The following is a 12,304-nucleotide window of genomic DNA, read 5'->3' as shown; positions in this document are numbered from 1 at the left end:
GGGGAGGCCCGGCGAGGACGCACCCGCGCCGGGTCCGGGGCGTACGACGCCGTCCTGCGGGTACGCCGGGGAGCCGTCCGTCGGCCGGGGGCGGCCGACGGCGGTCAGTTGTGGGGGGATGTGGTGTGCCGGGCCGGTGGCCGAAATCGTCCGGGTGGCCCCGTCCCGGTCAGACCCGGAGCACCTGCGGCCCCAGGAGCGAATAGCGATGTGCCTCCGGCGCGGACAGCCCCACGTCGGTGACGATCGCGTCAAAGTCACGCACCTCGGCGAACCGGCAGAAACTGCTGGCGCCGAACTTGCTGTGCACCCCGACCAGCACCCGCCGCCGCGAGGAGCGGACGGCCTGCTCCTTCACCTCCGCGACCGCCGGGTCCGGGGTGGTCAGACCGTGCTCCCGGGAGATGCCGTTCGCCCCCAGGAACGCCAGGTCGATCACGAACCGGGCGAGCATGTCCCGGGCCCAGGAGCCGACAGTCGCCTGGGTGCCTGAGCGCACCCGCCCGCCGGCCAGCAGGACGGTGGTCGACTCGGACGCCGCGATCAGCGACGCGGTGCGCAGCGACGCGGTGATCACGGTCAGCGGACGGTCGGTGGGCAGCAGCGTGGCCACCAGCTCGGGGGTGTAGCCCTCGTCGACGAATACCGTCTCGGCCTCGCCCACCAGTGCGGCGGCGGCCGCCGCGATCCGTCGTTTCTCCTCCACCTGCTGGGTCTCCCGCCGGGCCAGCGTGGTCTCGAAGCCGGCGCTCTCGACCGGATAGGCCGCACCGTGCGTACGCCGGATCAGGCCCCGGCGCTCCAGCTCACTCAGATCGCGCCGTACGGTCTCGCGGGCGACCCCGAATTCCGCCGCGGCATCGGCGACCTCGACCCGGCCGGACTGCCGGGCGAGCGCGAGGATGCGGTGCTGGCGTTCCTCAGCCCTCATGATCACTCCTGCCCGAATTCTGATGGCTTCCGGAATCCGACTGTTTCCGGATTCCGTTCGGTCACGGGACTGCCCGTTTCCGCCCGCATCAGGTTTATAGCAACCAGAGAGGTGCGAAAGGCTGCCCGCGACGGCGGAAAACTTGACCGTTTCTGTCCGCCTGCGGGCGCTGTCACCTTGGTCACCTGCACGAACGGGTGCCCGTAACGCCCTGGTAGCGGGTCCGTACGGGCCCAGGAGGCCGGGGCGCGCGGGGTGGCCCGTTGTGCGCCGGAGGGCCGCAGCGGTGGTGCCGCGGACCGTGGCGCTTAGTCTGGACGGCATGAGCTCGGAGATGCGGTCGTTGGCGGTCACTGCGATCGTGCAGGCGGAGGAGTGCGCGGTCCTGCGCGTCAGTGGAGACCTGGACCTCCGGACCGAGCAGGCGTTTCTCGCCGAGGCACGCTCGGTGGTGTCGGCCGGGCACCGCTTCCTGGTGCTCGATCTGACCGCGCTGCGCTTCTGTGACTCCCGCGGGCTGAGCTGCCTGCTCGCTCTGGAATGGCTGTGCCGACGCCTGGAGGGCAGGCTGCTGCTGGCCTCGCTCGGCGTACGGATGCTGCGCCTGCTGGTCGGCACCCAGTCCCTCAATGTCTTCTCGTGCTTCCCCACCGTCGGCCATGCGCTGGCCACGGTTCCCGACGCCAGCCGCCCGGCGTGGCCGCCGGTGGCGGAGGACCCGAAGGAGGGGCCGGCCGGCTCATGAGGCCGGCGGCCTGGGGCGGACCGGCGGCCTGGGGCGGGCCGGTGGCGTGGTGTCGCCAGGCGGTGGCGTGGCGTCGCTACCGGGCCCGGCCGAGGTCCCGGACGAGCGTGGGGGAGGGGCGGGGGATCTCACCGAAATCCTCGTCGTCGCTGTCCACCACGAGCCGGTTGATCACATTCTCCAGAGCGCTCGGCAGGGTCGGGGCGAGTCCGCTGTGCCACTGGACGAGAAGGTTGTGGCGGGCCGCGTCCGGCAGCAGCTGCTTCTCGTCGAACGCGGCCGCCGACCGGCACTCCTCGTCGGGCGCATGCGCGGCCTGTTCGCGCCAGTAGGCGGCGTCGCGGTACTCGCCGTTGCGGCGGTGGGAGAGGTACAGACAGTAAGCGGCGGTCCGGCTCCCGGCGCCGGCGCCGAAGTGCCACCAGAAATGGGCCGCGTCCTGGCGCCCGGTGATGTGCAGCAGACAGGCAAAGACCAGTGCGCCTTCGGGGTCGATGTGGTGGTCGTTGACCAGCCGTTCCAGGCTCGCCGCGGCCGCCGCCGCATTGACGACCAGCGCACAGGCCAGCTGGAGCTCATGGGTGGCCTCGTCGCGGGCGCTGGCGTAGGTGCTGGGCGCGCCCTGTCCGGCCCGGACCGGCCGCTCGGCCGTCGGCGGACCGTCCGGCGTCGCTGCCGCCGTCCGCAGGCAGGCTCCGAGGCCGCCGGGCACCCCCGCGTCATCGAGGTCACAAAACCGAGCCGGACCGTCGAAACCGGATACCGCCGCCGCGGCGGCGAGCAGCGTCTCGACGGTTTCCCGGCGGCCGGCGGGGCAGATGTGCGACATGGTCAGTTCCCCCTGCAATGTCCCTGGTCGATACCGAGCGCGGCGGCGAGCTTGCGCTTGCCGCGGCTCGCGTAGGAGCGGACGGTGACTTCATCGACGCCGAGCAAGGAGCCGATCTGTGCGTCGCTGTACCCGATGACATGGCGCAGCACGATCACATCGCACTGCCGCTCCGGCAGCCGGGCGATGGCCGCATACAGCCCCAACTGGCTCTCCAGCAGGGCGAACTGCTGCTGGCACTCGCGCAGCAGGGCGTGGGTGACGACGGCGAACGCGGCGGTCTCGGTGAGGGCGGTGGGCTGCTGGTGGTCGTACAGCCACTCCACCACCCGTTCCTTGAGGACCGACCAGGCGTACGCCTCCACCGACGCCTGCCGCAGCGCATGCGGCCACAGCCGGCCGAGCCGGCCGTACGCCGCCCGGGTCACCTCACGGGCCGCGGCCTCGCTGCCGGTGTGCAGATAGGCATACGTCAGCCATTTGCGTGCATGCGTGGCCAGGAAGGCCTCGAAGGTGATCGACAGCTGGCGGTCGAACGGGTCCGGCGTGACGGCCGGGAGCGAACCGCGGGGGAGTGGAGCTAACTCCGCCGTATGGACATGCGCCGGAGCGCACGCCGGTTGCAGTCGGTCCCGGTCTGCGCTCACGAGCAGTCCTCGTTCCGTTTCGCCGTGCACCGAGCCGGGCGCCGAAGCGCCGCCGGCCGCGGGAGGATGGTTGGTCCTCACCCTCCAATGAACCGGAAAGGGAGCCCGTTTGTGGCATCGGCCGGGCAAAAATCTGCCGCTGCGTATTCATATGACTACGCGTGACCCTGGCATGTGACGACCGGCGGCGCCGATCGTGCCGCCCGCCCGGAATCCCGCCGGGTGCGCCCCGGCATGATCCGGCACGTACGGGGCAGTGCTCCAACAGCCGGGCGCACGGCGTCGGTTGATGCGCCGCCGGAGTGCGCGGTGCGCAAAGCCGGCGTCATCGCACGCCGAGGAAGCGTGCCGGGGCGGGGTGCCGTACTGGGGAGGCAGCAGACGATGAGCGAGCACGGATCCGTGGTGGATCTTCAGCTGGACCGGGCGCATTCGTCCCGGATCTATGACTACTTGCTGGGCGGCAAGACCAACTTTCTGGCCGACCGGGTGGCCGCCGGGGAGGTGCTGAGCGCCTTCCCCGCCGCGCTGGTCGCCGCCCGCATCAACCGTGAGTTCATGCACCGCGCCACCCGCGTCCTCGCCGAATCCGGTATGCGGCAGTTCCTCGACATCGGCACCGGCATCCCCACCCCGCCGAACCTCCACGAGGTCGCCCAGGGCATCGCCGCCGGCGCCCGGGTCGTCTACACCGACAACGACCCGATCGTCCTCGCGCACGCGGCGGCCCTCCTGCTCAGCACCTCCGAGGGACGTACCGCCTACGTCCAGGCCGATGTCACCGACCCGGCCGGCATCATCGAGGCGCCGCAGCTCCTCGACACCCTCGACCTGAACCGTCCGGTCGCGCTCAGCCTGAACGCCCTGATGCACTTCGTCCCGGACGACGGCCGGGACCACGCCCACACCATCGTCGACACCCTCAAGGCCGCCCTTCCGTCCGGCAGCACCCTGGCCATGAGCCATGCGACGGCGGACTTCGACCCCGGGGCGATGGGCAAGATCATCAAGATCTACGGTGCCGCGGGCACCCGGCTCCAGTTCCGCTCCCGCGCCGACTTCCTGCGCTTCTTCGACGGCTGGGAGCTACTGGAACCGGGCGTCACCCTCTCCCACCAGTGGCGCCCCGACCGTCCCGAGGACGCCACCCATGTCACCGACGCGGAGGCCGCCTGCTACGCGGGTGTCGCCCGCAAACCCTGAACCCCGCGGGAGCGGGCGGCCTCTCCTTCCCGGCGCTTCACTCCTTGCGGTAGCCGTACGCCTCCCCGGCCGCCGCCACGACCGCGTCGATGTCCGCCCCGGCCGACGCGGCGACGACGGCGGCCACCGCGCCCTCGACCAGCGGTGCGTCCACCAGCCGGGCGCCCGCGGGGAGTTCGTCCCCCTCGGCGATCAGGGCCTTGACGGTCAGTACGGCGCTGCCCAGATCGACCAGGATCGCCACGCCCGCTCCGCGGTCCACCGTCCGCGCCGCCTTGGTGATCAGCTCCGCACTCGTCCCCAGCCCGCCGTCCGGTGTACCGCCCGCGCCGGCCACCGGCACCGTGACCCCGTCGCCGGCCAGTCCGAGCGCCAGCGTCGCCACGGAATCCGCGACCGGCCCGCTGTGCGACACCAGCACCACCCCGACCGGCGCACCCCCGCCGCCGGCCGTACCGCCTGCCGTCTGCGCGCTCACTTCGCCACCTCCGCAAGCGCCGCGAACAGCAGCGCCGAGGAGGTCGCCCCCGGGTCCTGATGCCCGATGCTGCGTTCCCCGAGGTAGCTCGCCCTGCCCTTCCTGGCCTGCATCGGTACGGTCGACAGTGCGCCCTGCCCGGCCGCTTCCGCCGCCGCGTCGAAGGAGGCCGACAGCGCCGTGACACCCGGCACCAGCGCATCGAGCATCGTCTTGTCCCCCGGCGCCGATCCGCCGAGCTGCCCCACCGCATCCACCCCGGCGGCCAGCCCCGACCGCAACTCCTCGGCCGACACGTGCGCCGCCTCGCCCAGCGCCTTGCCGGCGCGCCGCAGCAGCGTCCCGTACAGCGGCCCGGACGCCCCGCCCACACTGGAGATCAACTGCCGTCCGGCGGTGGTCAGCACCGCACCGGGCGTCGCCGGCGGCTCCGCCTCCAAGGTCTTGACCACGGCCGTGAAGCCGCGCTGCATGTTCCTTCCGTGGTCGGCGTCACCGATGGGCGAGTCCAGCTCGGTGAGCCGGTCGGCCTCCCGGTCGATGACGGCGGCGGCCGCCGTCATCCAGCGTACGAAGAACGCGGCATCCAGCACCGTTTCGGACACGGACTACTCTCCTTGGTTGTTCGGGCACGGAGTGAAGAAAGCGGAGCCGTACGGCCACAGGCAGCCGATACCGGCCTGCGGCCCCCTACGGACAGAGATACAAAGACGGATGCCGTCCCGCCGCGGACCCTGCGGAGCGGGCACGGCCGCGGTGTCACCGCCCCCAGCGCAGCCCGGGCGTCTGCACCGGCGCGTCCCACAGCCGCAGCAGTTCCCCGTCGACCTGGCACAGCGTCACCGAGCAGCCGGCCATGTCCAGCGACGTCACATAGTTCCCCACGAGCGTGCGGGCCACCGCCACCCCCCGCTCGTCGAGCACCCGGCGGACCTCGGCGTTGAATCCGTACAGCTCCAGCAGCGGGGTCGCCCCCATGCCGTTGACCAGCACCAGCACCGGCAGCCTCGGATCCAGGTCCTCCAGGATCGCGTCCACGGTGAAGTCCGCGATCTCGCGCGAGGTCATCATCGCGCGGCGCTCCCGACCCGGCTCGCCGTGGATCCCGACCCCCAACTCCAGCTCCCCGGACGGGAGATCGAACGTCGGAGTGCCCTTGGCCGGGGTCGTACAGGCGCTCAGCGCCACACCGAAGCTGCGCGACGACGCCACGACCTGCCGGGCCAGCGCCTCCACCCGCTCCAGCGGCATGCCCTCGTCCGCGGCGGCACCGGCGATCTTCTCCACGAAGAGCGTCGCCCCGGTGCCGCGCCGCCCCGCCGTGAACGTCGAGTCGGTCACCGCGACATCGTCATTGACGAGCACGCTGGCCACCTGCACCCCTTCGTCCTCCGCCAGCTCCGCCGCCATCTGGAAGTTGAGTACGTCCCCGGTGTAGTTCTTGACGATGAACAGCACCCCGTTGCCGCTGTCCACGGCCGCGGCGGCCCGCACCATCTGATCGGGCACCGGCGAGGTGAAGATCTCGCCCGGGCAGGCGGCATCCAGCATCCCGGGCCCGACGAACCCCCCGTGCAGCGGCTCGTGCCCGCTGCCGCCCCCGGACAACAGCGCCACCTTCCCCTCCACCGGCGCGTCCCGTCGCACGATCACCCGGTTCTCGGCGTCCACCACCAATTCGGGGTGCGCCGCGGCCATCCCGCGCAGCGCATCGGCGACCACGGTCTCGGCGACGTTGATCAGCATCTTCATGGGTACCTCCCGGTGACTTGAGCAGGCGAGCTTTGAGTGACGTTCTTCCAGGTCAGGTGGGGTGTCGAGCTGTGCCGATCTTGACATGCTCCGGCGTTTTCCGACAGGGGTGAGGGGGGCGGGGTCCGCCGGGCCGAGGCCGGGCCCGGCGGACCTCACACCCTGCTGACAGGCCGTCAGTCATGTTCGCTTCGGCCTCCGACGTGCCGGGACTCGGTGGTGCAAGTATCGGGCGAGGTGGGCGCTGGGGGCACTGTTGCGTGCTGGTGTCGTTGTGCTCAGTGTGGCGTGGTGACTGCGCTGCTTCCCTGGTCCGGTGCCGGGTAAAACCATCGATCCGCACACGGGGCCTCTCGTCAACCCCCGCGGCACGCGAGCGGCGACGGCTCCCCGTGGCGTCAGGCCACCAGGGGCCGGTCGCAGGGGCCGATCGGGGCGGGAAGCGCGGTGGAGCCGGTCAGATACCGGTCCGCGGCCGCCGCGGTGGCCCGTCCCTCGGCGATGGCCCACACCACCAGGGACTGGCCGCGCCCCGCGTCGCCCGCGACGAAAACCCCGTCCGGACCGGTGGGAGCGGTCCGCCCGGCGGTCCCTGCCGCCTCGGCCGCGAAGCCGCCGTCCCGGGCGAAGTTCCCCCGTTCGTCCAGCGTGAGCCCCAGCTGCCGGATCAGGCCGCTGCCCCGCTCGGGCCCGGAGAAGCCCAGGGCGAGCAGTACCAGCTCCGCCGGGATCACCCGCTCGGTCTCCGGCCGCGGCCTTCTGGCCGTGGGCTCCACCTCCGTCAGGCGCAGCGCGCACACCTGGCCGGCCGTGGTCCCTTCGAAGTGGAGGGTGGCGGAGGAGAAGACCCTCGGATCCGTGCCCTCCCGGCCCCGGGCCTCCTCATGGGCATGGGAGATCCGGTAGACCTTCGGATAGACGGGCCAGGGCTCGCGGTCCGGCCGGGCATCGCCCGGCTCCGGGTTGATGTCCAGCTGCACGACGGAGGCCGCGCCCTGGCGCAGGGCGGTGCCCAGGCAGTCCGAGCCGGTGTCCCCGCCCCCGACAATCACCACGTGCTTGCCCTCCGCGGTGACCGGGGGCAGGGCGTAGTCGCCCTCCACGACCCGGTTGGCGAGGGGCAGGTAGTCCATGGCCTGGTGGATGCCGTACAGCTCGCGGCCGGGCACGGGCAGCTCCCGCTGTTCGGTGGCTCCGACGGCGACGACCACCGCGTCATGGCGCCTGCGGAGCTCGGTGGCGTCGACATCGCTGCCGACGTCCACGCCGGTGCGGAACTTGGTGCCCTCCGCCCGCATCTGCTCGATGCGGCGGTCCAGATGCCGCTTGGCCATCTTGAATGCGGGGATGCCGTAGCGCAGCAGCCCGCCGATGCGGTCGGCGCGTTCGTAGACCACGACGGTATGGCCGATACGGGTGAGCTGTTGTGCCGCCGCCAGCCCCGCGGGGCCGGAGCCGATGACCGCGACGGTCTTCCCGCTCAGCCGCTCCGGCGGATGCGGCGCCGCATAGCCGCGCTCCCAGATCTCGTCGGCGATGGTCTCCTCGACATTTTTGATCGTCACCGGATCGGCGTTGAGGGCCAGCACGCAGGCGGCCTCGCACGGCGCCGGGCACAGCCGGCCGGTGAACTCGGGGAAGTTGTTCGTCGCGTGCAGCCGCTCGGCCGCGGCCCGCCAGTCGCCCCGCGCCGCGTACGCGTTCCACTCGGGGATGAGGTTTCCCAAGGGGCAGCCGCTGTGACAGAACGGTATGCCGCAGTCCATGCAGCGGTCCGCCTGCTCGGACACCAGCGGGAGCAGTGCCTGCCCGGCGTAGACCTCGTCCCAGTCGTTCAGCCGTTCCTCGACGGGGCGCGGCGGGACGGGCCGGCGGGGGAACTTGAGGAAGCCGCGAGGATCGGTCATACCCCGCCTCCCTCGCTCACTCGCGGTGCAATACGGCGGTTCAGGTCAGCCTACGCCTGCTTTGTCCCGGTTTCATCGGTCGAGGGCTCACGGTGCGGGGACCGCGCCCCGGAGCGTGGACTGCGTCCTGGAGGGGGGACCTCGCCCGGGAGAGGGGGCCGCCGCGTCCCGGCCACGGGCCGCGCCGGCTCCCCGTCCCGTCCCCCCGTTCCAGCGGCGGGCGCATCCGGCCCACAAGGCGTATATGTGAATCCATCGGGAGGTCTCGCGTATCTTCCGCGTCACGCGCGGCCCGGCAGCGAGAGGTGCACGGTGAAGAGCTTGCAGCCCACGCCGGTGACGGGGGCGTGGACGCTCGCGGCCCTGGCCCTCCTGGCCGGCGTCCTGCTGAACCTCTTCTCACCCCAGCCGTACATGGGCCTCCCGCTGCTGGCCGCCGCACCGCTGGTCGCGGGGGCGATGCTCTCCTTCCGTTCGGCGTGCGTCGTCGTGGGTGTCGCCTGTGTGGTCTCGGTGGGACTGGATCTCGAACGCGGGCGTCCGGCGACGGCTCGGTATGTCGATCTGGCCGTGGTCGGCCTGATCGGTGTGCTGGCACTCGCGGTCAACCGGCTGCTGCTGCGTCAAGGGCGCGACCTCGCCCTGGCCAGGGATGTCGCGGAGGCGGTCCAGCGCGCGGTGCTTCCCGATCCGCCCCGGGAGGTCGGGCCGCTGGCGGTGGCTGCCGGGTACACCGCGGCGCAGGCCGAGGCGCGGATCGGCGGTGATCTCTACGCGGTGCAGGAGACGCCGTTCGGGGTGCGAATGATCATCGGGGATGTGCGGGGCAAAGGGATGGAGGCCGTCGCCGCCGTGTCCGTCGCCATCGGCGCCTTCCGTCAGGAGGCCGAGTACGCTCCCACCCTGGCCGCACTGGTCCAGCGGCTGGACGAGGCCATGGCCAGGGCCGCGGCCAGGAGCGGCCCGGTGGCCTCCACCGAAGGCTTCACCACCGCCGTGCTGGCCGAGGTGTCCGACGACGGCGGGGCGCTGAGCCTGGTCAACCGCGGGCATCCGCCGCCGTACCTGGTCCACGGCGGGCAGCTCGTACGGCTCGACCCGACGCTCCCGCAGCTGCCTCTCGGTATGGGGCTGGGGGACGCCACGCCGGCCGGCTCCGCTCCCACCGATATGGTGCGGCTGCCCCTGGGTGCCTCACTGCTGCTGGTCACCGACGGTGTCACCGAGGCCAGGGACGCGGCGGGCACCTTCTACGATCCGGCCTCCTCGCGCCGCATGGGCAGACGGTTCACCGAACCGGAGGCGCTGGTGGAGGCCCTGACCAAGGACGTCGGCCGCTGGACCGGGGACCACCACCAGGACGACATGGCCATCCTGGCGGTCACCCGGCGTGGTGCGTCCTTGCCGTCCTTGTCGGCAAACTCCCCTGCGTGCCACTGAACTGACGCAACGCCACATGTCCTCCGCCGGGGGCAGGCAGGTGCACGGGGCGGGTCAGGCGGTGCGACCGGCGGGTCAGCCGGGTGTGACCGGCCCGGCCGGCAAGGCGGCGAGCAGTATCAGGGCCACGTCGTCCTGCCGTTCCGTATCGTCCTGCCGGCATTCCAGGAGGGCGTCGGCGAGGCGTTCCGGACCCACCGGCGGCGCGTCGTTGAGGCGCCGGGCGAGGGCGGCGACGGAGTGCTCCGGATCGATGCCCGGCGTTTCGACCAGGCCGTCGGTGTACAGGGCCAGTACGGACTTCGGCGGCAGGGTGATCTCCGTGGCGGTGTACCGGGCGCCGGGCTCGACGCCCAGGAGCAGCCCCGGAGGGATGTGCAGCACCGTGGTGTGCCGGTCGGGGTGGCGCAGCAGCGGCGGCGGATGGCCGGCGCCGGCCAGGCACGCCCGCCGTGTGCGCAGGTCGATATGGACGTACAGACAGCTGGTGAACAGATCCGGGTCCAGGTCGGCCAGCAACCGGTTGGTCCGCGCCAGCACCTCGGCGGGGGAGGCGCCGGCGGTCGCATACGCGCGGACGGCGGTGCGGGCCTGCCCCATGAAGGCGGCGGCGGCCGCGTTGTGGCCCTGCACATCGCCGATGACGGCGGCGATGCTGTCGTCGTCGAGGCGGATCAGATCGTAGAAGTCGCCGCCGATGTCCATACCGCGGGTCGCCGGCAAATAGCGGGCGGCGACGGCGAAGCCCGGTACGCGGGGCAGGCCGTGCGGCAGCAGGGCGGCCTGCAGGTCGTGCGCCAGTTCCTGCTTGGTGTCGTACAGGCGGGCACGGTCGAGCGCCTGGGCGATCAGGCCCGCGAGTGAGGTGAGGACCTGGCGCTCGTCCTGGCTGAACGTACGGGGCCGGGTGTACGAGAGGATGCAGCAGCCGACCGGGCGGCCGGACACGATCAGCGGCAGCACCGCCCGGGCCGCCTTGCCGGTCAGATGCGGCAGCCCCGGGTAATCGCGTTCCATGTCCTCGCGGGTGGTGTAGAAGCTGGGTTCCCCGGTGGCGAGGGCATGGGCGGCGGGGGTGACGGCGGCGCCGAGGGCGACGCCTTCGAAGGCGGCGACGGCCTCGGCGGAGTAGCCGCGATGGCCGATGGTCCGCAGCCGGCCCCCCTCCGCGGAGTACATGATCACGCCTTGGGCCCCGAACGCCGGCACGATCTGGTCGGCGACGAGGTCGACGACGTCCTGGACCCCCACCGCCTCGGTGAGGGCGGCCGAAAGATGCAGCACGTGGTAGACCTGGCCGGCCCGTGCGGGCATGGTGTCCGCCGGTGTGGGATACGGCTCCACCGGGCTGTGGTCCTTGCCCGAGGGGCTGATCCACACGCTCAGGCCCCTGCCGTCCGGGAACAGCCGGAAGGTGAGCCACTGACCCGGTGGCCGGCAGGCGGTGAACGACACCGGCCGCCGACTGATCACCGCGGCGCGGTAGCGGTCCTCGAAGGCCGGGTCGCGCAGCCACGGCAGGATCTCCCAGGGGCGCGCGCCGATCAGCCGGGTGTCGGGTTCACCGAGCAGCCCGGCCGCGCCGGTCGTCACCAGGGTGATGCGTCCTTCCAGGTCGAGGGCGCAGCAGCCGCCGGGCAGCCGCTCCAGGAAGTCGGCCGCTGCCAGCGCCTCGTGCGGGCCCACGGTCCGTGCCGGCGGGATGGTCAGCACCCGCGGCCCATCGGACGCGGAAGCGGACGCATCGGGCCGGGAAGCGGGGCCACCGGCCGGGGGCGCGGAGCCTTCGGCCCGGGGGCGTTCCCGCAGCAGTGCCGCCAGGCGTCGGCACGAGGCTTCCATCGCCGCGCGCTCGTCCGCCGAGAGCCGCGGTGCGTGGCCGGCCGGCCACAGCAACAGCAGCGCGCCCCGGGGGCCGGTGGTGGTGCCGACCGGCGCGGCCGCCAGCGAGAACTCATAGGGCACGGCCACCGCGGTACGGGGGAAGTCACGGGAGAGCTGCCGCCGGCCGCCCGCCCACACCACGCGCTGTTCGCGCGAGGCGACGGCGACCGGGATCGGCGCCGCCAGCGCCACCCGGCTCCAGGGCGCCAGGAAGGGTGCCGGGAGCCCGCTCATGACGGTCAGCTGCAGCACCGGCGCGTCGTCCGCCCGCTCATACAGCCCGCCGGCCGACGCTCCGGTCTCCCGCAGCGCGCACAGCAGTTCCCGGCCCACCGGGTCGGCTCCGGCGCCGCCGGTCATCGCACACCCGCACACAGCTGTCGTGCCATCGAGGCTCACTCCGGCGCGCCGGTCCTCCCCGTGCCGAGACCGTCAGGACGTCTGTGTCCTGGCGTCTCTGACGGGACAGTCCCGACGTTACGCCGCCG

General features: G+C 72.5%; 11 protein-coding genes. 3 read left to right on the top strand and 8 right to left on the bottom strand.

Translation table 11 applies throughout. From position 1 onward, the window contains the following. Positions 1-169: 169 nt before the first annotated feature. Positions 170-931: a DeoR/GlpR family DNA-binding transcription regulator gene (locus ACGFR7_RS12360; RefSeq protein WP_393316851.1), complete on the bottom strand. Its 762-nt coding sequence runs from the start codon at positions 929-931 to the stop codon at positions 170-172. Between the two features lie 322 nt (positions 932-1,253). Here ACGFR7_RS12360 and ACGFR7_RS12355 point away from each other — a divergent pair, with 322 nt between their 5' ends. Continuing rightward, positions 1,254-1,676, top strand: a complete 423-nt coding sequence (locus ACGFR7_RS12355; protein ID WP_393316849.1) for an STAS domain-containing protein — start codon at positions 1,254-1,256, stop codon at positions 1,674-1,676. Positions 1,677-1,752: 76 nt separating this feature from the next. On the opposite strand, the gene ACGFR7_RS12350 is transcribed toward ACGFR7_RS12355, so the two are convergent. Together ACGFR7_RS12350 and ACGFR7_RS12345 are read right to left on the bottom strand one after the other, a co-directional pair. Beyond that, on the bottom strand, positions 1,753-2,505 hold the full coding sequence (locus tag ACGFR7_RS12350; protein ID WP_393316846.1) for a hypothetical protein: 753 nt from the start codon (positions 2,503-2,505) through the stop codon (positions 1,753-1,755). 2 nt (positions 2,506-2,507) lie between these two features. Further along, on the bottom strand, positions 2,508-3,152 hold the full coding sequence (locus tag ACGFR7_RS12345; RefSeq protein WP_393316843.1) for an RNA polymerase sigma factor: 645 nt from the start codon (positions 3,150-3,152) through the stop codon (positions 2,508-2,510). Between the two features lie 384 nt (positions 3,153-3,536). On the opposite strand from ACGFR7_RS12345, the gene ACGFR7_RS12340 reads away from it, so the two are divergent. Next, entirely contained in the window at positions 3,537-4,355 is an 819-nt protein-coding gene (locus ACGFR7_RS12340; protein ID WP_393316840.1) for an SAM-dependent methyltransferase, read from the top strand. Positions 4,356-4,392: 37 nt separating this feature from the next. Here the strand turns inward: ACGFR7_RS12340 and ACGFR7_RS12335 are convergent, their stop codons facing one another. From ACGFR7_RS12335 to ACGFR7_RS12320, 4 genes are all read right to left on the bottom strand, one after another. Further along, positions 4,393-4,833: a PTS-dependent dihydroxyacetone kinase phosphotransferase subunit DhaM gene (locus tag ACGFR7_RS12335; RefSeq protein ID WP_393316838.1), complete on the bottom strand. Its 441-nt coding sequence runs from the start codon at positions 4,831-4,833 to the stop codon at positions 4,393-4,395. Then, a complete protein-coding gene (gene dhaL, locus ACGFR7_RS12330; RefSeq protein ID WP_350256725.1) occupies positions 4,830-5,426 on the bottom strand; it encodes a dihydroxyacetone kinase subunit DhaL in 597 nt (198 codons plus the stop codon). The genes ACGFR7_RS12335 and dhaL overlap by 4 nt, the downstream gene beginning before the upstream one ends. A 166-nt stretch (positions 5,427-5,592) precedes the next feature. After that, positions 5,593-6,585 carry a dihydroxyacetone kinase subunit DhaK gene (dhaK, locus tag ACGFR7_RS12325; RefSeq protein ID WP_393316835.1) on the bottom strand — a complete coding sequence of 331 codons (993 nt, stop codon included), beginning with the start codon at positions 6,583-6,585 and terminating at the stop codon, positions 5,593-5,595. 398 nt (positions 6,586-6,983) lie between these two features. After that, positions 6,984-8,492, bottom strand: coding sequence for a glutamate synthase subunit beta (locus ACGFR7_RS12320; RefSeq protein ID WP_393316833.1), 1,509 nt, complete (start codon positions 8,490-8,492; stop codon positions 6,984-6,986). 312 nt (positions 8,493-8,804) lie between these two features. Here ACGFR7_RS12320 and ACGFR7_RS12315 point away from each other — a divergent pair, with 312 nt between their 5' ends. Beyond that, positions 8,805-9,932: a PP2C family protein-serine/threonine phosphatase gene (locus ACGFR7_RS12315; RefSeq protein ID WP_393316830.1), complete on the top strand. Its 1,128-nt coding sequence runs from the start codon at positions 8,805-8,807 to the stop codon at positions 9,930-9,932. 75 nt (positions 9,933-10,007) lie between these two features. On the opposite strand, the gene ACGFR7_RS12310 is transcribed toward ACGFR7_RS12315, so the two are convergent. Continuing rightward, positions 10,008-12,176, bottom strand: coding sequence for a SpoIIE family protein phosphatase (locus tag ACGFR7_RS12310; RefSeq protein ID WP_393316827.1), 2,169 nt, complete (start codon positions 12,174-12,176; stop codon positions 10,008-10,010). Between the last annotated feature and the right edge of the window lie 128 nt (positions 12,177-12,304).

Origin of the sequence: Streptomyces sp. NPDC048516, from assembly GCF_043199875.1 — a bacterium.
In the GTDB taxonomy this organism is placed as follows: Bacteria; Actinomycetota; Actinomycetes; order Streptomycetales; family Streptomycetaceae; genus Streptomyces.
This window is presented reverse-complemented; position numbering and strand designations above follow the sequence as displayed.